Origin of the sequence: Streptomyces sp. NPDC006134 (assembly GCF_040628835.1) — a bacterium.
Lineage (GTDB): Bacteria > Actinomycetota > Actinomycetes > Streptomycetales > Streptomycetaceae > Streptomyces.
This window is the reverse complement of record NZ_JBEXTV010000001.1, coordinates 124,224-147,914: the sequence shown is the minus strand read 5'-3', so window position 1 is coordinate 147,914 and position 23,691 is coordinate 124,224. Positions and strand designations below refer to the sequence as shown.

The following is a 23,691-nucleotide window of genomic DNA, read 5'->3' as shown; positions in this document are numbered from 1 at the left end:
CGTCGGGAGTGTCGTACCGCCCCCGTAGAATTCACGCGTGGCAGGACGGATCAACGACGAGGACGTGAAGGCGGTACGGGACGCGGTCCCGATCGACGCCGTGGTGTCCGAGTACCTCCAGCTGCGCAACGCGGGCGGCGGCAACCTGAAGGGGCTGTGCCCGTTCCACGACGAGAAGTCGCCGTCCTTCCAGGTCAGCCCGAGCAAGGGCCTCTTCCACTGCTTCGGCTGCCAGGAGGGCGGCGACACCATCACGTTCGTGATGAAGGTCGACCACCTCTCCTTCTCCGAGGCGGTCGAGCGCCTGGCCGCCCAGGCCGGCATCACCCTGCGCTACGAGGAGGGCGGGTACAACCCCGCCCACCAGCGCGGCGAGCGCATCCGCCTGGTCGAGGCGCACAAGATCGCCGCCGAGTGGTACGCGGAACAGCTCGCGACCAGCCCCGAGGCCGAGGCCGGCCGCGTCTTCCTCGCCGAGCGCGGCTTCGACCAGGCCGCCGCCGTCCACTTCGGCGTCGGCTACAGCCCGCAGGGCTGGGACCACCTCACCCGCTACCTGCGCGGCAAGGGCTTCAGCGACAAGGAGCTGGTCCTCTCCGGCCTCTCCCAGGAGGGCCGCCGCGGCCCCATCGACCGGTTCCGGGGCCGCCTGATGTGGCCGATCCGCGACATCGGCGGCGAGGTCGTCGGCTTCGGCGCCCGCAAGCTGTACGAGGCGGACAACGGCCCGAAGTACCTCAACACCCCCGAGACGGCGATCTACAAGAAGTCCCAGGTCCTGTACGGCATCGACCTGGCGAAGAAGGAGATCGCCAAGACCTCCCGCGCGGTCGTCGTCGAGGGCTACACCGACGTCATGGCCTGCCACCTCGCCGGAGTGCGCACCGCCATCGCCACCTGCGGCACCGCCTTCGGCGGCGACCACATCAAGATCCTGCGCCGTCTGCTGATGGACAACGGCTCGGCCCGCGTGATCTTCACCTTCGACGGCGACGCGGCCGGCCAGAAGGCGGCCCTGCGCGCCTTCGAGGACGACCAGAAGTTCGCCGCCGAGACCTACATCGCCATCGCCCCCGACGGCATGGACCCCTGCGACCTGCGCCTGGCCAAGGGCGACGAGGCCGTCGCCGACCTGGTCGAGCCGCGCACGCCGCTGTTCGAGTTCGCCCTGCGCCAGATCGTCTCCCGCTACGACCTCGACACCCCGGCGGGCCGCGCCGCCGCCCTGGACGAGGCCGCCCCCGTCGTCGCCCGCATCAAGAACAGCGGCGCCCAGCACGAGGTCGCCGTCCAGCTCGCGGGCATGCTCGGCATCCTCGACACGCAGTTCGTCGTCAAGCGGGTGGCGCAGCTGGCCCGCTGGGCCCGCGACCGCGGCGGCAAGGGCCCCGCGCCCGCGCCCGCCCCCCGGCAGCAGTACGCCGCCGTCCCCGACCGGCCCGCCCCGCGCGGCCCGGCCCTCAACCTCCGCAACCCCGTCTACGCCACCGAGCGCGAGCTGCTGAAGCTCGCCCTCCAGCGCCCCGAGCTGGTCTCCCCGGCCTTCGACGCGTACGGCGTCGACGAGTTCACCGCCCCGCCCTACGCGGCCGTACGCCAGGCCATCCTGGACGCCGGCGGCGCCGAACCGGGCGTCCGGGACCCGCAGGGCTACCTGGTCCGCGTCCGCGAGGCCGCCCCCGACGACACCGTCCGCGCGATGGTCACCGAACTGGCGGTCGAGGCGATCATGCTGCGCAAGGAGGTCGACGAGACCTACGCCGGCGCTCAGCTCGTCACGGTCCGCCGCCGCGCCGTCGAGCGCCGCATCCGCGACATCCAGAGCCGGCTCACCCGCCTGGGCACCCACGGCGACCCGGCCCAGCTCGCCGCCGTGCAGAACGAGCTGTGGATACTCCAGCAGTACGACCAGGCCCTGCGGGAGCACGGCGCCGCCGCCCTCTGACCAGGGAAACGCCCCTGCGCGTCCCCGGTGCCCGGCCCCGTGACCGGACGGCCCCGGTCACCGCCCGGTCACGGACCGGACGCAAAAAGTCACCGCACGCCCCTCGTGGCGGCGATGTGTCGTACTCCACACTGGGTTCCGGTGCCTGAGTCCTCGGAGCGCGGCCGGCCCGTCCCCGTGGGTCCCCCACCCCCGCGGTTCCCTCGTCGCCGACGGGACGGACAGCGGCGAGGCCGCCGACTCCGCCCCGAAGTACTGCTGCCGTACACCCCCGGCAGCGATCATCCTGGAGGTCGCCCCCGTGCAGACCCGGACCCTCACCCACACCCACGAGATCGGTACCGACGGCACGGAGGAGGACGCCGGTTCCGGCGTCCTCCTCGCGGTCCCCCCGCAGAGCCGTGCCGTGCACCATCCGCAGACGCGGCCGGAGACGGTGCCCGTCCCGGCCGGTCCGCCCGCCGAGGCGATCCAGGCGGCCGGAATCCCCGGGTTCACCGAGGCCGTGGACCCCGTCGAGCCCGCCGAGGCCGCCGAGGCCGCCGAGGCCCTGGAACCCGCCGAGCCCGTCGAGACGGTGGAACCCATTGAGCCCGTCGAGCCCGTCGAGGCGCCCCCCGTCCGTCCCGAGCCCGGTGGGCCGTCGTCGGACCTGTTCCGCCAGTACCTGCGGGAGATCGGCCGCATCCCCCTGCTCACCGCGGCTGAGGAGGTCGAACTGGCCCGCCGCGTGGAAGCCGGCCTGTTCGCCGAGGAGAAGCTGAGCACCACCCCCGACCTGGACAGCCGGCTCGCCGGGGACCTGGACCGGCTGGTCGTCCTGGGCCGGATGGCCAAGCGGCAGCTCATCGAGGCCAACCTGCGGCTCGTCGTCTCCGTCGCCAAGCGGTACGTCGGCCGCGGCCTGACCATGCTCGACCTCGTCCAGGAGGGCAACCTGGGCCTGATCCGGGCCGTCGAGAAGTTCGACTACGCCCGCGGCTACAAGTTCTCCACCTACGCCACCTGGTGGATCCGCCAGGCCATGTCCCGCGCGCTGGCCGACCAGGCCCGCACCATCCGCGTCCCCGTCCACGTCGTGGAGCTCATCAACCGCGTCGTCCGCGTCCAGCGCCGCATGCTCCAGGAACGCGGTCACGAACCGACCCCGGCGGAGGTCGCCGCCCACCTGGACCTGCCGCCCGAGCGCGTCGGCGAGGTCCTCCGCCTCGCCCAGGAACCCGTCTCCCTGCACGCCCCCGTCGGCGAGGAGGACGACGTCGCCCTCGGCGACCTGATCGAGGACGGCGACGCCGCCAGCCCCGTCGAGTCGGCCGCGTTCCTGCTGCTGCGCGAGCACCTGGAGGCGGTCCTGTCCACCCTCGGCGAGCGCGAACGCAAGGTCGTCCAGCTCCGCTACGGTCTCGCCGACGGCCGTCCGCGCACGCTGGAGGAGATAGGGCGCCTCTTCGGCGTGACCCGCGAGCGCATCCGGCAGATCGAGTCCAAGACCCTCAACAAGCTCCGCGACCACGCCTACGCGGACCAGCTGCGGGGCTACCTGGACTGACCGGCTCGGAGCCCCGAACAGAAGGGGCTCTAACCGGCGTCGCACCGCATCCTCTCGTCCCTGGCGCCGGTCAGCTCGCGGCACGGCAGGAAGCCCTGGCCCTCCAGGAGCTTGGACACGCCGCGGCTGCGCAGGAAGTCGAGGAAGTTCCGGGTCAGCCCGGTGGCGTTCTCACGCGTGTAGAGGACCTCGGAGGCCCAGAAGCCGTAGTCGCCGCTGAGGACGTTCTTCTTGGTCGGGTGCGTGCTGTTGATGGGCACGGTCCGCACGTTGGGGAAGAACGGCAGGGCGCCGGCCTCCGCGTAGCCGATGGCGTTCGGGGTGCGGTCGACGAAGTCGAGCAGCTCGATGGTGGACCGCACCGAACACACGCGGGCGACGCGGTCGCGGCACCGGGGGACCCTCTCGGCGGGCTGTCTGCCCGTCACCTTCCGGTCGAAGGTCTCCCGGGTCCCCGACCCGGCGGAGCGGATCACCGCCACCGTCCCGTCGCCGGACGTCCCGGTGAAGATCCGCGCGAGCCGCTCCTGGTCCAGCCCCTCGTCCCACAGATCCTCGTCCATACGGTCCGCCAGGTCCCGGTGGGCCACCACGGCGTAGACGAGCACACCGACGCGGTGCGCGTCCAGACCCGGCCGCTCGATCTCCTCCCCGGCCACGGTGTCCACCATGGCGATCCGCTCGGCGGTCGGACTCGTCCGCAGCCGGGCCAGCCCGTCCCCGCTGCCGGTGGCCCGCAGCACCACGTCCGTGTCCGCGCACTGGTCCTGGTAGGCCTCCTTCACCTGGTGCACCAGCGGGGAGAAGGCGCTGGAGCCCGCCACCTCCAGCGTGCCCTGCGAGCAGGTCGCGTCCAGCGCCAGACTCCGGTTGTTGGCGTACACGCCGGCACCGAGACCGCACGCCGCGACGGCCGTCACGACCAGCGCGGTGGCCCAGCGCCGCCTGGCCCGCCCGGCGGTCCGCTTGATCCGCCCGCCCTTCAGCTTCCCGTCCGAGGTGATGGCGGGTTTCGCCGCGCTCCCGGCGCCGCCCCCGTCGTCCTCCAGCAGTACCAGGAGCCGGAACCGCTCCCGCCGGTTGAGCGTGAACGTCGGCAGGCCGATCGTGTCGCTCGGCCGTGCCGGGGAGATCGGCTGCGGGCGCAGCGCCGCCTCCAGCGAGGCGTTGGTGTCGCGCACCTTGAAGTGCACGACCTTCCTGCCGTGGAAGGTGAAGTGCAGCGGCACGGCGAAGTGCTCCGGTTCGAGCGTCTGCACCCCGGAGTTGCGCACCTCCAGGATGACCAGGCTGCCCTCGCTGATCTGGCGGCCCTGCCAGTGGATCTCCCACATCCCGGGCGGTTGCCGGCTGGTGATGTGCTTGTTGATCGGGCCGTTGTAGATCTCGCTCCAGCTGATCCGCCGCCAGCCCTGGTACCGGTCGAACCCGAACGCGGCGAGGGCCGCGGACAGGGCGCACACCAGGGCGCCCGCCCACATCTGCCCGTCGCTCATCCCGTCGAAGAAGTCGGCGATCGCCTCGAACACCTCAAGTCCCCCCGCTCGAGTGCCGATTCGGAGGAACAGATGTTCGGCGGGGAAGGCTGCGGGGGCATGAGGCCACCTTGTCGGCCACGTGAACGAGGAGGGAACAAGGCGAGGGCCCCCTCGGTCCACGTGGCCGGCGGCCAGGTCCTAGTCCACCTCGGCGACCGCCTGCGCGAACTGCGCCCGGTACAGCCGCGCGTACGCCCCGCCCGCCGCCAGCAGGTCCCGGTGCGTCCCCTGCTCGACGATCGACCCGTTCTCCATGACGAGGATCGTGTCCGCGTCCCGGATGGTCGACAGCCGGTGCGCGATGACGAACGACGTCCGCCCGGCCGCCAGCTTGGCCATCGCCTTCTGGATCAGCACCTCGGTACGGGTGTCGACCGAGCTGGTCGCCTCGTCCAGCACCAGGATCACCGGGTCGGACAGGAACGCCCGCGCGATGGTGACGAGCTGCTTCTCACCGGCGCTGACCCCGCTGCCCTCCCCGTCGATCACGGTGTCGTAGCCGTCGGGCAGCGTCCGGATGAACCGGTCGGCGTGCGCGGCCCGCGCCGCCTCCTCGATCTCCCCGCGCGTGACCTCGCGGGCGGCGCCGTACGCGATGTTCTCCGCGATGGTGCCGCCGAACAGCCAGGTGTCCTGGAGCACCATGCCGATCCCGGCACGCAGCTCGTCCCGCGACATCCTCGCGATGTCGACGCCGTCGAGCAGGATCCGCCCGCCGGTCACCTCGTAGAACCGCATCAGCAGGTTCACCAGGGTCGTCTTGCCGGCCCCCGTCGGCCCGACGATGGCGACCGTGTGCCCCGGCTCCACCTTCAGCGACAGGTCCTCGATCAGCGGCTTGTCGGGGTCGTAGCGGAACGACACGTGTTCCAGCTCCACCCGCCCGCGCAGCCGCTCGGGCTTCTGCGCCGGCACCGCGTCCGGCTCCTGCTCCTCGGCGTCCAGCAGCTCGAAGACCCGCTCGGCGGAGGCGACGCCCGACTGCACCAGGTTCGCCATCGACGCGACCTGCGTCAGCGGCATCGAGAACTGCCGCGAGTACTGGATGAAGGCCTGCACGTCACCGATGGACAGGGCACCCGAGGCGACCCGCAGCCCGCCGACGACGGCGACCAGCACGTAGTTCAGGTTGGACACGAACATCATCAGCGGCTGCATGATCCCGCTGTTGAACTGCGCCCTGAACCCGGCCTCGTACAGCGCCTCGTTCTGCTCGGCGAACTGCCGCGCCGACTCCTCCTGCCGCCCGAACACCTTCACCAGGGTGTGCCCGGTGTACATCTCCTCGATGTGCGCGTTCAGCTTGCCCGTGGAGCGCCACTGCTGCACGAACTGCGGCTGCGACCGCTTGCCGATCCAGGTGGCCACCGCGAACGACAGCGGCACGGTCACCAGCGCCACCAGCGCCAGGATCCAGGAGACGTAGAACATCATCACCAGCACGCCGACGATGGTCAGCACCGAGTTGATGAGCTGCCCCATCGACTGCTGGAGCGTCTGCCCGATGTTGTCGATGTCGTTGGTGGCACGGGAGAGCACCTCGCCGCGCTGCCGCTTGTCGAAGTACGACAGCGGCAGCCGCGACAGCTTCGTCTGCACGTCCTCGCGCATCCGGTACACCGTCCGGTTGACCGCCCGGTTCACCAGCCGCGTCGCCACCGCCATCAGCAGGCCGGCGACGAGGAAGGTGCCCAGCGCGAGCAGCAGCACGTTCCCCACGGCGGTGAAGTCGATGCCCTCGCCCGGCGTGAAGTCGGTGCCGCGCAGCATGTCGGCGACGTCCCCGTCACCGCGCTCCCGCATGGCGTCCAGGACCTGCTCCTTGGTGGCCCCGGACGGCATGTCCCGCCCGATGATCCCCGCGAAGACCAGGTCGGTGGCCCGGCCGAGGATCTTCGGCCCGATCACGCTCAGGCCGACGCTGAGGACCACGCACAGCAGCAGGGCCCAGATCGTCGCCCGCTCCGGCCGGAACCGGGCGAGGAGCCGTTTGCCCGACCCCTTGAAGTCCATCGAGCGCTGGTCGGGTCCGCCCCCGGCCATCATCCGCCCCGCAGCCCCGGCCATCAGGCAGCCTCCGCTTCCGTGAGCTGGGAGAGCACGATCTCCCGGTAGGTGTCGTTGCCGGCCATCAGTTCCTCGTGCCGGCCCGTGCCGACCACCCGGCCCTCGTCCAGGACGACGATCCGGTCGGCGTCCCGGATGGTCGCCACCCGCTGGGCGACGATCACCACGGTCGCCTCGGCGGTCTCGTGGGCCAGCGCCGCGCGCAGGGCCGCGTCGGTGGCGTAGTCGAGCGCGGAGAAGGAGTCGTCGAAGAGGTAGATCTCCGGCCGCTGCACCAGGGTGCGGGCGATGGCCAGCCGCTGCCGCTGGCCGCCGGACACGTTCGTCCCGCCCTGCGCGACCGGCGCGTCCAGCCCGCCCTCCAGCCGCTCCACGAACTCCTTCGCCTGCGCCACCTCCAGCGCGTGCCACAGCTCCTCGTCCGTGGCGTCCGGGTTGCCGTAGCGCAGATTGGTCGCGACCGTCCCCGCGAACAGGTACGGCTTCTGCGGCACCAGCCCGACGGTCCGCGCCAGCAGCCGCGGATCGAGGGTCCGTACGTCCACCCCGTCGACGAGCACCTCCCCCTCGGTGGCGTCGAACAGCCGCGGGACCAGCCCGAGCAGCGTGGACTTGCCGCTGCCGGTCGAGCCGATGACGGCGGTGGTCTCACCGGGCCGCGCCACCAGGTCGACGTTCCTGAGCACCGGCTCCTCCGCCCCCGGGTAACGGAACCCGGCGCCCCGGATCTCCAGATGCCCGTGCCGCCGCAGCCGTGTGACCGGCGCCACCGGCGGCACCACGCTCGACGACGTCTGAAGGACCTCCTGGATGCGCTCGGCGCACACCTCCGCGCGCGGCACCATCATGAACATGAAGGTGGCCATCATCACGGACATCACGATCTGCATCAGATAGGCGAGGAACGCCGTCAGGTCACCGATCTGCATGCCCCCGCCGGCGATCCGGTGGGCGCCGAACCACACCACCGCGATCGACGACAGGTTCACCACCGTCATCACCACGGGGAACATCAGCGCCAGCAGGTTGCCGGAGCCCAGCGCCACCTCGGTCAGGTCGGCGTTGGCCTTCCGGAACCGCCGCTCTTCGTACGCGTCGCGGACGAAGGCGCGGATGACCCGGTTGCCGGTGATCTGCTCGCGCAGCACCCGGTTCACCGTGTCCAGGCGCTCCTGCATGGCCCGGAACAGCGGGCGCAGCCGCCGCACGATCAGCGTCACGCAGATGCCGAGCACCGGCACGACCGCGACCAGCACCCCGGACAGCGGCACGTCCAGGCCGAGCGCCATCACGATGCCGCCGACGCACATGATCGGCGCCGACACCATCAGCGTGAACGTCATCAGGGCCAGCATCTGGACCTGCTGGACGTCGTTGGTGGTCCGGGTGATGAGCGACGGGGCGCCGAAGTGACCGACCTCACGGGCGGAGAAGGACTGCACCCGGTCGAAGACGGCGGCCCGCACGTCCCGGCCCAGCGCCGACGCGGTGCGCGCGCCGTAGTGGACGGCACCGATGTTGCACACCACCTGCGCCAGCGAGATGCCGATCATCAGGGCGCCGTGGCCCAGGATGTAGCCGGTGTCGCCGTGCACGACACCGTTGTCGATGATGTCCGCGTTCAGGGTCGGCAGGTAGAGGGTGGCGCAGGTCTGCAGGAACTGCAGCGCCACCAGCAGGGCGATGGGTTTCTTGTAGGGCCTGAGATAGGTCCGCAGCAGTCGTATGAGCACGCTCGGTCTCTCGGAGTCGGCGGGAGGGGCGGTTGGTTGCCCGTGGCCCCCATCGTCGAACACTCCACCCGCGTTACCTCAACCGAATTAACCCAACAGGACCCCGCCCCGGCCCCGCGGACGGCCCCCTACGGGCCCTCCTACGGCCGGAACGCCCCCGGATGGGTCTGCTCCCGCACCGTCACGAACTGCTGCCGCACCGCCTGACCCACCGCCAGCTCCTCACCCGGCTCCAGCACCTGCGCGACCGCCCCCTGCCACGCCGGCGGGGTGTGCGGATCGAGGGTGCCCTGCTGCACCCCGAGGGCCCAGGCCGCCTGCCGCGCGGCGCCGATCGCGGCGTAGTCCGCGGGCTGCGGCACGACGACCTGCGCCCCGAACAGCGACGGCGCCGCCGCCTGCACGGCGGGCAGTTCGGCCGCCGGCCCCAGCAGGAAGATGCGCCGCACCTCCACGCCCCGGCCGCGCAGCACGTCCAGCGCGTCGGCGAGCCCGCACAGCATCCCCTCGAACGCGGCCCGCGCCAGGTGCTCCGGCTTCATCGACTCCCGCCGCAGCCCCGCCAGCGTCCCCGCGGTGTGGGGGAGGGCGGGCGTCCGCTCACCTTCCAGATAGGGCAGCAGCACCAGCCCGTGCGCCCCCGGCGTCGACTTCATCGCCAGCTCGGACAGGCTCTCCAGATCCGGCACCCCGAGCAGCTCGGCGGTCCCGCGCAGGGCCCGTACGGCGTTCAGCGTGGTGACGACCGGCAGGTGCATGCCGGTCGCGTCCGCCAGCGCGGTGATCATCCCGGACTGGTCGGCGAGCGGCTCGGCGTGCACGGCCATCACGGACCCGGACGCCCCGAGGGAGACCACCGCGTCCCCGAGCCCGATCCCGAGCCCGAAGGCGGCGGCCATCGTCTCCCCGGTCCCGGCGGAGATCAGCAGCCCCTCCGGCGTCGTACCGGCCGCGTCGGCCGGGCCGATCACCTCCGGCAGCACCGCCTGGTGCCCGAGCGCCAGCTCCACCAGGTCCGGCCGGTAGGCGCCGGACGCCGCCGACCAGTACCCGGTCCCGGAGGCCCCGCCGCGGTCCGTGGTCCTGCGCACCGGCCGCCCCAGCAGCTGCCACACCAGCCAGTCGTGGGCCTGGAGCAGGACGGCGGTGCGCGCGGCGGCCTCCGGCTCGCTCCGCGCCAGCCAGCGCAGCTTGGTCACGGCGTGCGCGGCCTGCGGCACACAGCCCACGGCCTGCGCCCACGCCTCGCGCCCCCCGAGCGCGTCGACCAGATCGGCCGCCGCCACCTGCGCACGCTTGTCCCCGCCGGTCATCGCCGGCCGCACGGTGTTGCCCTGCGCGTCCAGCGGCACGACCGCGTTCGCCTGCGCCGACACGCCGATGGCCTGCACGCCCTCCAGCAGCCCGCCGGCCGCCGCCTCGCCCAAGGACAGCAGCCACGCCTGCGGGTCGACGTCGGAGGGACGGCCCCCGCCCTCGGGGCCCTCCACCGGGTGCGGCGCGTATCCCTGCCGGAGTACGGCCCCCGTCTCCGTGTCACAGACGACGATACGAGTGAAATCGGGCGAACTGTCCAACCCGGCGACTATCCCCATGCCCAAAATTCTGCCGCACGGCGCGCGGGCGCCGTGCGGCAGGCGGGGTCCGGGTGCCCCTAGGTGTTGCTGGTGCCCCAGTCGTCCCCGCCGGAGCCGTTGCTGCGCTCCCGCAGGGACCGCACCCGCTGGGCGACGGAGTCGGGCATGCGGTCGCCGACCCTGTCGCTCACCACGTGGTACGCCTTGTCCGCGAACTGGCGGCCCTGCTGGGCGGCCGACTCGGCGGTGTTGCGCACGGCGGGGTTCTGGGAGACCCGCCGCGCGGACTTCTTCAGCTGCTCGTAGCGCTCGCGTCCGGCCCTCGTGCCCAGCACGTAACCCACAGCGAGTCCGACGACGAACGTGAGCCGGTAACGCATGGCGGTCACCCTTCCTTGCCCTGGTCCCTTGCCCTGGTCTGTGCAGCGGTCTTCGGTGCGGCGATCGGTGCCGGCGGGTACCGATTGGCGGAGCACCCCCCTGCTTGCGCTAATGTATGTGTCGCAGCGAGCGCCCGCCCCCTGGCGAATACCCAGGCAAGTGCGTTCGATGCAACGAGGCATTCCTCCGTAGCTCAATTGGCAGAGCAGCCGGCTGTTAACCGGCAGGTTACTGGTTCGAGTCCAGTCGGGGGAGCTCGGTCCTCCGTAGCTCAATTGGCAGAGCAGCCGGCTGTTAACCGGCAGGTTACTGGTTCGAGTCCAGTCGGGGGAGCATGCTGAACGAGGACCCTCCGGGGTCCTTTTTCATGTCCGGCTCCATGACCGGCCCCATGCCCCGGGAACCACGCGGCGCGCCGCGGAGTCCTCAAGGTCATGAAGGTGCCGCGGGAAGCCGACCAGCCGAGGCAGGAGATCGTATGAGCGGCTATGCTGCGGCAGACGGCGCGCACACATGTACGCGACACGCCGCTATGGGGCGGTAGCTCAGCCGGTTAGAGCAGCGGACTCATAATCCGTCGGCCGTGGGTTCGAGTCCCACCCGCCCCACCGGGCACCACAGGTGCAGAAGCGTTTCTATCTGCGGAAACGCAGGAAGGAGGGCCGCCACGCCAGCGTGGCGGCCCTCCTTCACTCCCTAAGACCAAGATCCAGGGGACACACAGGGGACACGGTGCGGGCGACATACGAGTCATAGGCGAAATCGGCCGCATCACCTGATCGGTGCCGTGGGGGGAAAGTGTCGCGCGAGGCCTCGGCTCTCTGTCGCCTCTTCCGCACGCCGGGGCGCCGCAGCTCTTGGCGCGGCGTATCGCTGATCTGGAGCGAGGGCTCGACAGCGGCTACCCGTCTGACCCGCGAAACGGGAACACACAGGCGAGATCGAGGCCGGGGCCGAACGGGGGCAGGGGAACGCATTCCGCACCTGCCGCCTCGCGGTTGAATGGCGGGCGTGGCACGGAAAGCGGTGGGGTTCGACGAGGACGATCTGCGGGCGCTTGCGGGGGCTCGGTCGTTCGAGAGGGGACTGGGGTACCTGGACGCGGTGAGCGGTCTGGAGGTGGGGGACGGCTCGGTCACCGCAGTGGTGCACGGTACGGATGTCTACGAGGTGGAGCTCACCCTCGGCGGGGACGACGGGCTCTCGGGACGGTGCGACTGCCCTTACGGGCAGGAGGGCAACTTCTGCAAGCACTGTGTGGCCGTGGGGTTGACCGTGCTGCGGCGGGCGAAGACGATCCCGCACCAGCGGGCAGTGGCACAGGCGCGCGCCTCCGGGCTGGAAGCGTGGCTCACGGCGCTGTCACGTGACGAACTCCTGGCGCTGGTGCGGGAGCAGATCGCCGAGGACCGACGGCTGCGCAGGCGACTGGAGCTGTGGGCCGCCGCCGCTCACTCCGACCTCGATACGCTCCGGGACCGGATCATGACCCTGATCGATCCGCGCCCCTTCGCCCGCTACGGATATGTCGAGTACGCCGATGCCCCCGGGTATGCGCGGCAGGTGGCAGAGGCGGCGGCCGCACTGCGCGCCCTGAGCGCCGACGGGCGAGCGGCGCTCGCGGTCGACCTGGCCGAGGAGGCGATCCGGCTGCTGGGGGAGGCCTATCGGGAGATCGACGACTCCGACGGCGTGGTCGGGGAGGCCGCGGCCGCGGTGGCCGCGGCCCATCTGGAAGCATGCGGAGCCGCGCGCACCGACCCGGAGCGGCTGGCCGAGTGGCTGGTCGACCACGTACTCGGCGACGACAGTGAGGTGACGGATCTGGATCCGCTCGACTACGCCGAGGTGCTGGGGCCGGGTGGGCTGGCCCGCATGCGGCAGCTGGCGACCGAGGCGCGGCGGCGCAGCCCGTCCGGCTGGGCGGAGCGGTATCTGATGGAACGTCTGGTCAAGGCGGAGGGTGACGTCGACGCGCTGGTCGCCCTGTATGCACAGGACCTCGACCCGTCCGGTGCCACGTATCTGCACATCGCTGAGGAGCTGGAATCGGCGGGCCGCGCGGACGAGGCGCTGGCCTGGGCGGAGCGCGGACTGCGGGACTGCGCCGCCGAGACGCACATCGATGGCCGCCTGGCCGACTACGTGTGCGCCCGGTACGTGAAGGCGGAGCGGTCGGCGGACGTGGTCGGGGTGCGCCGGGCCCGGTTCCGTGTCGAGCGGTCCCTGGCCGCCTACCGGCAGCTGCGCGCTGCCGCCCGGGCGGCGGAGTGCTGGGAGGACGAGCGAGCATCCGCGCTGGCCGCCCTGGAAGAGGACGCCCGCCGTGAGCGCGGCGGTTGGTACGGCGGGACCGTTCTGATCGGCACACTGCTCGACGACGGCGACCTGGACGCCGCCTGGCGGGAGGCGGCCGGCCGGGCCGACGACCAGCAGTGGGAGCGACTCGCCGACCTGTCGCGCGGGACGCGTCCGTCCGAGGCGCTCGCGGTATACCTGCGGCTGGTCGAGCAGCTGAAGGAGCCGACCGGCGACCGCGCATACGAGCACCTGGCACGGCTGTTGCTGGGTGCTCGCGACTGCCATCGCGCGCTGGGGACCGAGGAGGCGTTCACCGCGTATCTCACCGGCCTGCGGACGGAACTGAAGCGCAGGCGGAAGCTGATGAGCATCCTCGACCGCTACGGGCTGTGAATGGAGTGCGATCAGTCCTTGAGATCGATCATCTGTACTGGCTGTCCGGTCGCACGGGCGATCGTTTCGAAGTCGCGGTCGTAGTGGAGCAGCGTCAGCCCCGCCTCCTCCGCCGCAGCGGCGACCAGCAGGTCGACGGGGCCTGCACTGCGATGCTCGCCCTTGACGGTGAGCAGTTCCTGGACGACGCGTGCGCGTCGGTAGATGCCGTCGGGCATGGGGCACCAGGTGTAGTGGGCGTTCAGCGTGCGCTTCACACGTTCCCGGTCCGCCGCCGAGCGTGCGGAATAGAGGACTTCCAGTTCGGTGATGTCGCACAGGGCGACGAGCCCCGCGCCGATCCTGTCGTCCCACTCGGCCGTCGTCCGGCCGAGGAGGACGCGGGCGACGGCGGAGGTGTCGATCAGGTAGTCGGCGACGGTCACTCATCCGCTCCTGCATCGCGAACACCGTCCGGCCCGCCGGTGGGCCGGTACTTGCTCTTGTGGAGGAGGACATCCATGTCGAGGGCGCCCTCCGCGACCAGTTCGCGGGCTTCTCCGAGAGCGCGCAGTCGCCGGTAGCGGGCGGTGACCTCCCGAAGGGCGGTGTTGATGGTGTCGCGCTTGGTCGTGGTGCCGAGTTCCTTGGCAGCGGCCTCCAGTGCCTCGTCGTCGAGATCGATCACGGTGCGGCTCATGGGCGCCTCCATGTGTATACGCGGCTATATATCAATATACATGATCCACTATGTTCGACGGTGGGTGTTGCCCGTTACGAGGGGCCTGGCAGCAGCCCGGCGCAAGGAATGTCGACCGGGGCTGCCGCAGCCGAGTGGCGTCGCGAGGCATGGGTCGCGGCCGGGCTCCTCAAGGACGCCCCCTCCTCCATCGTCTCGCTCTCGGCCCGCACCCACGCTCTCGACTGGTCGACGGACGCAGGCGAACCCGTGGTCCTGATCCTGCGTCAGCTCACTCGGTGCCCGCCGCGCACGGCACCCGCCGTGGTCCCTCGGCGTGCGCATCGAGGAGGATGCGGTACTCGGCGACCTGTTGGCCGACCTCGGCCGGTGAGCGGGGGCGGTGACGGTGCCGTGGCCATCTCACCGCGTGTCCAGCGCCGCGGCAGGGCCTCGCCGGCGGAGGTGGTGGGGACGCCTATGGCCATTCCGTTGGACCACCAGGGGACGCACAGGGGACGGAAGGGCACGGAAGGATCAGGAAGGCCGGCGCAGAGCCAGAACGACGGATGGCATCTGACCTGCGGTTATAGGAAAGACGAGGCAAGAGCCGGGACGGATCGGAAGATCCGAAAGGGACTCATAATCCGTCGGCCGTGGGTTCGAGTCCCACCCGCCCCACTCACGCCCTCACGGGCAAAATCGTTCTGACCTGCGTCGGAGCGATCGGCGTCAGATCCCGCCACCGGGTTTGTGGCCGATCTTCCCCGCGAGGTGGTCACGGAGTGGTCACGCGCGCCCGAAGATCGCTCGGACGGAGTCTTCCGGGCCCGGGGTGAGCGCCGCTGTCCGCTCCGCGCCCTCGCGGGCCCCGCCGGGCAGCGGGTGCGCGTACGCCTTCGATGTGATCTGAATCCCGGAGTGCCCGAGCGTCTTCGACACGGTCCCCAGCCGTATGCCACCGGCGAGCAGGAGCGGCGCGTACCCGTGCCGAGGGCCGTACGGCCACAGTCGTTCCCCGGCTCGATCACGCGGCCCTTGCCGGTCTTCGTCTTCGGCTCCCCGAAGCTCACGCTCAGGTGCCCGGCCTCGCGGTACGGGCACGGTGCCGCTGCCTGCTTCCGCTTGCCGTCCGCGCCGCGGCCCACGTCGGCGACGTGCTGCCAAGTGCCCTGACTCTTCCGGCAGTTTTCGCGGTTGCCCTTGGTGCCGTGTGGTGCCGGGCACTTGCACCGCTTGTGCGTCGAGCCCTTCACGGGGCTTCGTCCCTCTCGTCGTTCGCCTCCCGGAAAGGCTCAGTGGGCCGGGTGCCGCGGGGCACTCGCCACCCCTGAAGCCCGGCCGCTCAGCGCGGCATCCAGCGTCTCCTGGGCCATGCGCATCGCCTCGGCGTACTTCGGCTCGAAGATACGTTCCCAGGCTTGGTCCGGTGCGACGTCCTCGACCCGGCTCATCACCCACCAGATGTTGCCGAACGGATCCCGCACCCGGCCACCGCGATCCCCCCACGCGCTGTCAGCGACCTCGGTGATCACTTGCGCCCCGTGCGCAACAGCAGCGGCCATGGCGGCGTCCGCGTCCGGGACGTAGACCCGCAGCAGCGAGGGCATCACCGGCCAGTCGGGCCGTCGGTCGAAGGCCAGCACCACCGTGTCGCCGACACGGATCTCACCGTGGCCGACGGTGCCGTCCTCGACCGGCACCCGTGCGAGTTCCTCGCCGTCGAACGCGGCGGTGATGAAGTCGAGCAGCGCACCGGTGTCGTCGGTGACCACCCACGGCGCAACGCTGGTGTAACCCTCGGGTGCAGTGTGCCTCATCGGTCTCGTCCCCTCGTGTGGTCCTTCACGATGTGACGACCCTAGGGCCCGGTTAGGACAACTACGGACCTAGATGACGCACGAGACCGGCACCATCCTCAGACCGTGTCCTACGTGGCGAGGCGGACGAGTCGCCTGTAGCGGCAGAGGGCGGCGGCGAGGCCGGGAAAGGCCGGGCGGTCGCGGGGATCTCGCTCGCAGCGAGGGCTGAGGCGGCGGTAGCCGGACAGCGGCTGTGCGCGGACCGTCTGCGCGGAGAGGCCGTCGCCGGTCTTCCGGCCCGTCTTCTCCGGGGCGGCGAGGGCGGGTGAGGGCTTGATACCGGTTCCGGCGTTCTCATCCGCGGCCTTCGGGGTGGTGTCCAGGGTGACGGACGTGCCGGTGGCCAGCACGCGCAGGGTGGTGCGGGCCGCCCGGACGGCGTGGGCCTTGTCCGGGGTGATCGGGCTCGTCCTGCCGTCCGCCCACGTCGTGGCGACCGCGGCGTGGCCGGGGCTGGACATGCGGGCGCCCTTGGGCGGGTGGCCCGGGTTGGCGACGGTCCTGGGGGCGTCGGCTTCGCGGTCGACGAAGGTGATGCCGCCGTCGGCGTCGGCCGTGATCCGGGACGGCGCACGGCGGGTCGCCGCCAGTTCCTTCTCGCCGCCGCCGTCGGGCGGCCCGCGGCCCGTCGCTGCGGCGGGAGGGGGATCACAGGATCACAGGGTGGACTCCGGCCCCCCTTCCCACGTCACCGGAGGTCAGGCGATGCCGACCTTGTAGAGGCTGCAGCTCTCCGTGTAGATCCGGTAACCGTCGTACTCGCCCACGCAGGCCCTGACGTCCACCCGCGTGCCTTCGGGGACCTCGAGGTCGATGGTGCGCGTGGTCCCCTGGCCGTTGGGGTTCCAGTACGTCTTCAGGCCGTCGCCGTAGTTGATCTGGGCCACGGCGGAGTGCCCGTCCGCGGAGTCGTCCGTGATGCGCAGGACCTCGCCGTAGGCCTGGAACTCCGCCGTGGCGCCGTTCCCGTAGGCGACGCAGTCCTGGCCGGCGAAGGCCACCCCGGAGCTGCACAGTCCGATGGCGGCGGCCGCAGGGACGACGAGCGAACGCAGCAGTTTGCGCATGGTGTACCTCATAACTGGAAAGTCGCAATGAAGCAGACGGCGTGCATACCACCGGACTTCACAGGTGTCTGCGGCGGCCGCGTCTTGACGTTAGGTGCAATCCGGCCGTGCTGTAAAGATTTTTCCGAGTTCCTGTACTCCCTCAATTCCGTGTGCCCGTTTGGTGATTGGGGCGGGCGATGGCCGGTCGGCGGGAGCGGAGAACCGGAACCTCCCCAGTGGTGTGTGGCTTGGTGGTTCGTCACCAAGTGGGAGGACTTGGGTGATTGGGTGGCGAGTCCGGCACGCCATTACTGTTTACTCGTCAACCAAAGATGCGGCAATGGCTTCCGGTGTGAATTTGCTGTGTGCAAGTAAATGTCGGGGTCGGCGTGATGCGGTATTACGGGGCGGGGCTTGAGCGGCGTTTCCGGGGTGCAGTCGGAAATTGCGGTGAAAAGGCGGAGGCGGGGGCGGTCCCGCCGTGCGGAAAGCCGTGGTGGGCCGTCACGTGATCGTGACGGCCCACCCGCCGTCCCGCGCAAGCGCGAGGTGGGTCCGTGGGCGGTTCAGGAGCCGGAGCCGTGTTCCCGGCGTTCCCGGTCTTCCTCCCGCGTCCGGCGGTCGTCGCCGCGGTCGCCCTCCGCCTGGGACGGGGTCGGGTGCGCCGGGGACCGGCGCTCGGTCGTCCGCTGCTCGTCGTCGCGGTCGCCCTCGGCCTGGGACGGGGTGTGCTCGGTCATCGTGGTGCCTCCTGGTGACGGGGTCGTTCGTCGGACGGCCGGAGGGGACGGGCGGCCCGCTCCGGCGGTGCGGCAGCGAGTACCCCGCCGGGGCGGTGGGCATGACCGGGGTCCTGGGCGTGACGCCGGCCGGCCGGGGAGCGGCGGGCCAGGGCGCGGCCCTGTGCGCGGTACCAGTGGGCGGCCAGGGTGACGGCGAGGGCGATCTCCACCGCGTCGCCGCCGTAGTACATGAGCCGGGACGCCCGGTGCAGGTCGGCCGGTGCGTACGCCGTGCCCGGCGGGCCCGCCGTCCACAGGGTCTTGGCGAGGACGGCGTGGGCCGCGGCGGCGGCCAGGAGGGTGGCGGCGCGCAGGGCGAGGCTTGGCCGGTGCCGTACCGGGTCGAGGGCGAGGACCGCGAACGTGAAGAGCCACCCGGCCGCGAACAGGTGGACGTACAGCCAGGGGCTGTGGTGCAGCTGCGGGGGCAGGGGAGCGCGGTAGAGCAGCCACAGGCCGCCGATGTCGAGCGTCGCGGCGACGGGCGGGAAGGCGAGGAACGCGGCGGGCGGGGAGCGGAGCACCGCGAGCAGCGCGCGGCGGCCGGGGACGGGGAGCGCGCGCAGGGCCAGCGTGACCGGGCGGGCCAGGACCGCCGGCACGGGCGCGATCATGCCGGCCGCCAGATGCGCCGCCATGTGCCCGGTGAACGGCATCGGCCACGCCTCCCACGGCACGGCCGCCCCGGCCGCGAACACCGCGCCGGACAGCCAGCAGCACGCCTCCCGCCACCACGGCCAGGCATCCCCGCGGCGGCGGAGCCGGACGGCCGCGGCCGAGTAGGCGGCACAGGTGAGGAGGGCCGAGAGGAGCAGGGGACCGGTCGCCGTCATGCGGGCCCTTCCTCAGGGGCGGGGGAGTGGGTGCCGGCCGGTGCCGCGGGGGAGGGCGGAGCGGCGGGCGCGGCGCCACAGGAGCAGGCCCGTGAGGAGGAGCAGGACGGCGACCGCGTTCCACGCCCAGTCGTAGGGGGTGACGTCCACGCCGTAGCGGATCTGGTGGACGCGCAGCAGCTTGTGGTCGACGACGCCGTCGAAGAGCTGGAAGCCGCCGGCGCCCAGGCAGACCCCGGCCCACCAGGCCGGGCGCCGCGGGCCGCCCCGGCGCCGCAGGTCGGCGTAGACGAACAGGCCCGCCACCGTCGCCAGCCAGCTCCCGGCGTGCAGCAGGCCGTCGGAGACCAGGCCCGCGCCGGGGGTGGAGCGGTCGTAGAAATGGTGCCAGTGGAGCAGCTGGTGGAAGACGGCCTCGTCGACGAAGGCGGCGAGGCCGATGCCCAGCAGTGCTCCACCGGCGACCGAACGGCGGTACGTCACCCGGGTCCCGTCCTCACCCGTCCTTGCCCATGGCCTTGCGCACCGCGTCCCGGGTGCGGTCCATGACCGAGGCGAGCGGGCCCAGGGCCATGTTCTTGGCCGCGGACTCGGTGCCGGGGTGCGGGTGGGTCGGGGCCGTCGCCTCCGCCGCGCGCAGGGCCGTGGCCATGGAGGCCAGGCGGGCCTTGTCGGCGCTGCGGCGGATGTGGTTGAACTCGTAGCGCTCCTCGGCGCGGGCGTGGGACATCACGTCCAGCCGCAGGGCCAGCAGGGCGGGCAGGAACTTCGGGTCGTCGGGGTCCATGCCGTCCAGCCGGGACAGGACCTCCTTCGCCTCCCGCTCCTCCGCCAGCCGCTCCTCGACGATCTTCTCGCCGTCCGGCACGGACGTGCGGGTGAAGGGGTGGACGACCTCCTCCTCGGCCGTCTCGTGCACGGCGAGGAGCTGGACCAGGCGGCGGAAGGCGGCCCGGCGTTCGTCGCCGGTGGTCTTCTCCACCTCGTCGAAGAGGTTGCGGATGTCGCCGTGCTGGCGCATGAGCAGGGCGACGACGTCGGCGTCGTCGGCGGTGATACCGGCCATGTCAGCTCTTCTCCCGGAGGGCGGCGTCGGGGTGCGGGCCGTCGGTCTCGACGCGGTACTCGCGGCCGAACATCTCCTGGTGCTGGGCCATCACCTGCTCGCTCGGCGGCTCCTCGCCGCCGTGGATCTGCTCCTGCATCCGCTCGAACCGCTCGTGCGCGTCCCGGACGTAGCCGGTGCCGAGGGTCGTCAGGTCGATCTGGGTGTCCAGCAGGTTGCGGACGAACTGCTTGTTCTCCTCGAAGGTGAGGACGTTCGGCAGCTCGGGGGCGAGGATCGGGGCCGGCTCGCGGCCGTCGTGGCGGCGCATCAGGTCGCAGGCGATGCGCAGGTGCTCCAGCTCCATGTTGAGGTGGAGCTCCCAGACCGCCTTCACCTTCGGGTCGGACTCCTGCTCCATGAAGGAGTGGTACAGGTAGCACTCGTTGTACTCGTGGTTGACGAGCTGCTCCCACCACGTCTCGCCCGGGTCGACCAGCGACTCGTAGTGCGTGACGTGCTCCTCCTCGATGAGCCCGATCTCCTGGTAGAGCCGGCGGGCGATCGGCTCCATGTACTGGGGGCCGACGTTCATGTAGAAGTTCATGGTCTGCTGCTCGGCCGACATGATGGTCAGCGCGTGCAGCTTGGAGAGCGGGTTCGCCGTCGTGCGGTCGTAGGGCTCGCGCACGTTGTCCACCGGGTCGCGGTGGTGGTACTTGGTGGGCCTGCCCGGCATCACCTCGGTCAGGCCGTCGACGATCGACTCCGCCTTGCGGTGCTCGATCATCTCGTACAGGTTGGCGTACCGGTACAGGTGGTCGAAGTCCTCCAGGACGCCGAACTCGTAGGCCTGCTTCAGGTACGGGTCCGGCTCGTGGCGCGCGACCCAGCCGGTGAGGTCCACCGCCACCTGCTCGTAGGCGATGGTGGTCTCCAGCACGGAGTTGAGGCCGGGCAGCAGCCAGTTGACGGCCTTCTGCTGCTGCTGCTCGATGTAGCGGACCTGCGCGAGCTGCCGTTTGACCTCCGGGTCGGGGCAGTGGCGGGCGAACTGGTGGCTGAAGAGGATGGCCTCGACCTCGATGCCGTTCATCGTGATGATGCGGCACTTGGTGTACGGGTCGCCGTGGTCGGGGTCGACCGGTTCGACGTCCAGTTCGCGCCAGTTGCGCAGCTGGCGGTCCAGGGGGATGCCTTGGTGTTCGAGGGGGTTGAAGCCCATGGGGAATCTCCTCGGCGGCGGTGTGCCGGTAAGCGCGGTCGGGCCCCCCGACCGGCCGCCGCCGAGTACCCATCGCAATCCCGCACAAACGGTGCGCAGTCTTCCCGTACGGACGGTGCGCGGCCTTCTCGTACGGACGGGCGTGCGGCTTTCCCGTACGGACAGGCGCGCGGCCTTCCCGCATGGACGGTGCGCGGTCCAGAGCCCCGGACGGGTGGTTTCCGTGGGCTCAGCGGCCCAGTCGGGCGAGCGCGGCGCGCAGGGCCGTGCGCACCGCGCCGGGCAGGGGCGGGCCGCCGTTCCCGGCGCTGGAGGTGATCGCCGCGGCGACGGCGCGCAGCTTGGTGTTGGACAGCTGGGACGTCTCGCGCAGGAGGTGCCAGGCCTCGTCGGAGGTGCAGCCGTGGGTGGCCATGAGGATGCCGCGGGCCTGGTCGATGACCGGGCGGGAGGCGAGGGCGTGGCGGAGCTGCTCCACCTCCTCCTGGAGGTCGTGCAGCCGCTCCGAGCGTTCCAGCGCCACCGCGGAGCGGGCCGGGACCGGGGCCGGGGCCGGGCGGGGGGAGGGGACGGGGCCGGGCCGCGGGGCCGGTGGCCGGTGGGCCGCGGAGCGCAGGGGATCGGTGGTGTCCAGGCCGGCCAGTTCGAGAATGCGGCGCGGCTGGCCGTTCCAGTTCGCCGTCGTCACCGTCACCGCGTGCCGGTGGCCGTGGTCGTGGAGCACGTCCAGGAACTGGAGCCCGGCCGTGTCCATGAAGGTCACGCCCGTCATGTCCAGATCGACCCGTCCGGTGCCGGCCGGCAGCCCGGCCAGGGTCTCGGTCAGGGTGTCCGCGCAGCCGTGGACGAGCTCGCCCCGCGGGGCGAGCAGAGCCCGGCCCGCGTCCACGCGGGCCTCGATCATCAGGGTGGTCAGCCTCCCCGCCAGACGCGGTGGTGTCGCTGTGGTCATGTCACCGCCTTGTCGGTCCTCGTCGGTCCTCGTCGGACCCTGTCGGTCCTCGTCGGACCCTGTCGGTCCTCGTCGGACCCTGTCGGTCCTCGTCGGACCCTGTCGGTCCTCGTCGGACCCTGTCGGTCTTCGCCGTTCTCGTCGGTCTTCCTCGGACCCCGTAGGTCCTCGTTGGACCCCGTAGGTCCTCGTTGGACCCCGTAGGTCCTCGCCGGACCTTTCCGATGTCCCTCGGCCCCCGTCGGAGGTGCGCCTGCCCTACGGGCGGCGGGGTACACCCCGGCGAGGGGAATGCCCGGACCATGGGTGGGTAAAGGCCCCGTTCCGGGCGGAAACGGCTGCCGGGGAGAACGGCGGGTGTGATCGGCTGCCGAACGGGTAGGGGCGTCTGGTCGGGGAGCATGGGAGAGTTCAGGGTGGGCACTCAGCACGAGGCGCCGTCCGGGGCCGTCGGAGCGGCACCGGGCCTGACGGTGTCCCCGTTGACCGGACGCGCGGGCGTACGGGCGGCGGGCGAGGTGGGCCTGTCGACGCGTGACACATGGGAACACGCGCTGGAACAGGCGGTGCGTGAGGGTGAGGACGTGTACTACCTGGAGCTGTCCGGCGTGACGTTCGTCGACGTCGCCGGCGTCGGCGCGCTCGTGGCGGCGGCCCAGCGGCTCCCGGCCGGCGGACGCCTCGTCCTGCACCGGCCGCCGCCTGTCGTGCAACGGGTGCTGGAGTTGTTCTGGCCCGACCAGTCGGCGATCGAGGTGTCGATGTCATGAGTGCCGCGGCCGAACCCTCCGAGTCCTTCGAGCCCGCGGGGTCCTCCGCGGCTCCCGGTCCCGCCTCGCTCTCCGGCGCCCCGGAACCCGCCGAGCCCTTCGTCCACCCCGCCCTGTTCTACCGGGACGACGAGGAGTACCTCCGGGGCACCGTCCCCTTCCTGCGCGAGGGGCTGGCCGCCGGGGAACCCGTGGCGGTCTCCGTCCCCGGCGAGCGGCTCGCCCTGATCCGCGACGCGCTGGGCGACGCCGCCGACGGCGTGCGCATGCTGGACATGCGCGAGGCCGGACGCAACCCCGGCCGGATCATCCCCGGCGTGCTGCGCGCCTTCGCCGACGCCCAGCCGGCCGGCCGACGGGTGCGGATCATCGGCGAGCCGATCTGGGCCGGCCGCACGGACACCGAGTACCCGGCCTGCGTCCAGCACGAGGCGCTGATCAACGCCGCCTTCCAGGGCCGTACGGTGTCCATCCTCTGTCCGTACGACGAGAGCCGTCTCGACGAGCGCGTCCTCGCCGACGCCCACGCCACCCACCCCGTCGTCATCCCCGCCGGGCCCGGCGGGGAACGGAGCAGTGACGCGTACGCCCCCGACGACGTCGTCGCCCGCTACAACCGGCCGCTGCCGCCGCCCCCGGACACCGCGCTGTCCTTCGCCTTCGTCGCCGACTCCCTCTCCCAGGCCCGCCACGTGGCCACCGGCGAGGGCGCGCGGCTGGGCCTCACCGGCGTCCGGCTGGACGATCTGGCCCTCGTCACGGCCGAACTGGTGACCAACAGCGTGGTGCACGGCGGCGGCGAGGGCCTGCTGCGGGTGTGGCCCGAGGACGGGTACGTGGTGTGCGAGGTGCGCGACAAGGGCCGCCTCGCCGACCCGCTGGCCGGGCGCCGCCCCGCGGCCCGCGACCAGCGCGGCGGACGCGGCCTGCTGCTGGTCAACCTCGTCTCGGACCTCGTCCGCATGCACACCGGCCCGGACGGCACGACCGTACGGTGCTGGTTCGCGCGGTGAGGGGACGGGCGGCCGCCG

Annotated in this window: 19 protein-coding genes, 3 tRNA genes and 2 pseudogenes; 8 read left to right on the top strand and 16 right to left on the bottom strand. The window is 71.7% G+C overall.

What is annotated here, in order from left to right; translation table 11 throughout:
- The first annotated feature begins 37 nt into the window (after positions 1-37).
- Both dnaG and ABZ340_RS00700 read left to right on the top strand, forming a co-directional pair.
- Positions 38-1,945, top strand: coding sequence for a DNA primase (gene dnaG, locus ABZ340_RS00705; RefSeq protein WP_358779541.1), 1,908 nt, complete (start codon positions 38-40; stop codon positions 1,943-1,945).
- Positions 1,946-2,086: 141 nt separating this feature from the next.
- Positions 2,087-3,494, top strand: a pseudogene (locus tag ABZ340_RS00700) (RNA polymerase sigma factor).
- Positions 3,495-3,523: 29 nt separating this feature from the next.
- Here the strand turns inward: ABZ340_RS00700 and ABZ340_RS00695 are convergent.
- The 5 genes from ABZ340_RS00695 to ABZ340_RS00675 form a co-directional block, all read right to left on the bottom strand.
- On the bottom strand, positions 3,524-5,023 hold the full coding sequence (locus tag ABZ340_RS00695; RefSeq protein WP_358779540.1) for a substrate-binding domain-containing protein: 1,500 nt from the start codon (positions 5,021-5,023) through the stop codon (positions 3,524-3,526).
- Between the two features lie 147 nt (positions 5,024-5,170).
- The gene (locus tag ABZ340_RS00690; protein ID WP_358779539.1) at positions 5,171-7,099 is read right to left on the bottom strand and encodes an ABC transporter ATP-binding protein; all 1,929 of its coding nucleotides are present in this window, start codon (positions 7,097-7,099) and stop codon (positions 5,171-5,173) included.
- Positions 7,099-8,832, bottom strand: a complete 1,734-nt coding sequence (locus ABZ340_RS00685; protein ID WP_358779538.1) for an ABC transporter ATP-binding protein — start codon at positions 8,830-8,832, stop codon at positions 7,099-7,101. Before ABZ340_RS00685 ends, ABZ340_RS00690 begins: the two co-directional genes overlap by 1 nt.
- Positions 8,833-8,972: 140 nt before the next feature.
- Positions 8,973-10,427 carry an FGGY family carbohydrate kinase gene (locus tag ABZ340_RS00680; RefSeq protein WP_358779537.1) on the bottom strand — a complete coding sequence of 485 codons (1,455 nt, stop codon included), beginning with the start codon at positions 10,425-10,427 and terminating at the stop codon, positions 8,973-8,975.
- Between the two features lie 59 nt (positions 10,428-10,486).
- A complete protein-coding gene (locus tag ABZ340_RS00675) occupies positions 10,487-10,789 on the bottom strand; it encodes a YtxH domain-containing protein (protein ID WP_358779536.1) in 303 nt (100 codons plus the stop codon).
- A 183-nt stretch (positions 10,790-10,972) separates the two neighbouring features.
- On the opposite strand from ABZ340_RS00675, the gene ABZ340_RS00670 reads away from it, so the two are divergent.
- The 4 genes from ABZ340_RS00670 (at position 10,973) to ABZ340_RS00655 (ending at position 13,484) form a co-directional block, all read left to right on the top strand.
- Positions 10,973-11,045: transfer RNA gene (locus ABZ340_RS00670), tRNA-Asn, on the top strand.
- A gap of 5 nt (positions 11,046-11,050) precedes the next feature.
- Positions 11,051-11,123 (top strand) — tRNA-Asn (locus ABZ340_RS00665).
- A gap of 201 nt (positions 11,124-11,324) precedes the next feature.
- Positions 11,325-11,398, top strand: a tRNA-Ile gene (locus ABZ340_RS00660).
- Positions 11,399-11,801: 403 nt separating this feature from the next.
- Positions 11,802-13,484 (top strand): SWIM zinc finger family protein, encoded by a 1,683-nt coding sequence (locus ABZ340_RS00655; RefSeq protein ID WP_358779535.1) that lies wholly within the window; start codon positions 11,802-11,804, stop codon positions 13,482-13,484.
- 11 nt (positions 13,485-13,495) lie between these two features.
- Here ABZ340_RS00655 and ABZ340_RS00650 read toward each other — a convergent pair whose 3' ends face one another.
- From ABZ340_RS00650 to ABZ340_RS00600, 11 genes and pseudogenes are all read right to left on the bottom strand, one after another.
- Complete coding sequence (locus tag ABZ340_RS00650; RefSeq protein ID WP_358779534.1) at positions 13,496-13,909, bottom strand: PIN domain nuclease; 414 nt, start codon at positions 13,907-13,909, stop codon at positions 13,496-13,498.
- Positions 13,906-14,163 (bottom strand): type II toxin-antitoxin system VapB family antitoxin, encoded by a 258-nt coding sequence (locus ABZ340_RS00645; protein ID WP_132783601.1) that lies wholly within the window; start codon positions 14,161-14,163, stop codon positions 13,906-13,908. Before ABZ340_RS00645 ends, ABZ340_RS00650 begins: the two co-directional genes overlap by 4 nt.
- Before the next feature lie 1,274 nt (positions 14,164-15,437).
- Positions 15,438-15,962, bottom strand: a complete 525-nt coding sequence (locus tag ABZ340_RS00640) for a VOC family protein (protein ID WP_358779533.1) — start codon at positions 15,960-15,962, stop codon at positions 15,438-15,440.
- Positions 15,963-16,072: 110 nt separating this feature from the next.
- A pseudogene (locus tag ABZ340_RS00635) lies at positions 16,073-16,192 on the bottom strand (IS5/IS1182 family transposase); the annotation flags it as partial.
- A 510-nt stretch (positions 16,193-16,702) separates the two neighbouring features.
- Positions 16,703-17,083 (bottom strand): hypothetical protein, encoded by a 381-nt coding sequence (locus ABZ340_RS00630; protein WP_358779532.1) that lies wholly within the window; start codon positions 17,081-17,083, stop codon positions 16,703-16,705.
- Between the two features lie 536 nt (positions 17,084-17,619).
- Positions 17,620-17,793 carry a hypothetical protein gene (locus ABZ340_RS00625; RefSeq protein WP_358779531.1) on the bottom strand — a complete coding sequence of 58 codons (174 nt, stop codon included), beginning with the start codon at positions 17,791-17,793 and terminating at the stop codon, positions 17,620-17,622.
- Complete coding sequence (locus ABZ340_RS00620) at positions 17,790-18,668, bottom strand: cytochrome c oxidase assembly protein (protein ID WP_358779530.1); 879 nt, start codon at positions 18,666-18,668, stop codon at positions 17,790-17,792. Before ABZ340_RS00620 ends, ABZ340_RS00625 begins: the two co-directional genes overlap by 4 nt.
- 12 nt (positions 18,669-18,680) lie before the next feature.
- Positions 18,681-19,151 carry a DUF2243 domain-containing protein gene (locus tag ABZ340_RS00615; protein ID WP_358779529.1) on the bottom strand — a complete coding sequence of 157 codons (471 nt, stop codon included), beginning with the start codon at positions 19,149-19,151 and terminating at the stop codon, positions 18,681-18,683.
- A gap of 13 nt (positions 19,152-19,164) precedes the next feature.
- Positions 19,165-19,734, bottom strand: a complete 570-nt coding sequence (locus tag ABZ340_RS00610; protein WP_358779528.1) for a hemerythrin domain-containing protein — start codon at positions 19,732-19,734, stop codon at positions 19,165-19,167.
- A 1-nt stretch (position 19,735) separates the two neighbouring features.
- The gene (locus tag ABZ340_RS00605) at positions 19,736-20,938 is read right to left on the bottom strand and encodes a hypothetical protein (RefSeq protein ID WP_358779527.1); all 1,203 of its coding nucleotides are present in this window, start codon (positions 20,936-20,938) and stop codon (positions 19,736-19,738) included.
- Between the two features lie 229 nt (positions 20,939-21,167).
- A complete protein-coding gene (locus tag ABZ340_RS00600; protein WP_358779526.1) occupies positions 21,168-21,890 on the bottom strand; it encodes an ANTAR domain-containing protein in 723 nt (240 codons plus the stop codon).
- 401 nt (positions 21,891-22,291) lie between these two features.
- On the opposite strand from ABZ340_RS00600, the gene ABZ340_RS00595 reads away from it, so the two are divergent.
- Together ABZ340_RS00595 and ABZ340_RS00590 are read left to right on the top strand one after the other, a co-directional pair.
- Positions 22,292-22,660: an STAS domain-containing protein gene (locus ABZ340_RS00595; protein ID WP_358779525.1), complete on the top strand. Its 369-nt coding sequence runs from the start codon at positions 22,292-22,294 to the stop codon at positions 22,658-22,660.
- Positions 22,657-23,673 (top strand): sensor histidine kinase, encoded by a 1,017-nt coding sequence (locus tag ABZ340_RS00590; RefSeq protein WP_358779524.1) that lies wholly within the window; start codon positions 22,657-22,659, stop codon positions 23,671-23,673. Before ABZ340_RS00595 ends, ABZ340_RS00590 begins: the two co-directional genes overlap by 4 nt.
- Positions 23,674-23,691 lie beyond the last annotated feature (18 nt).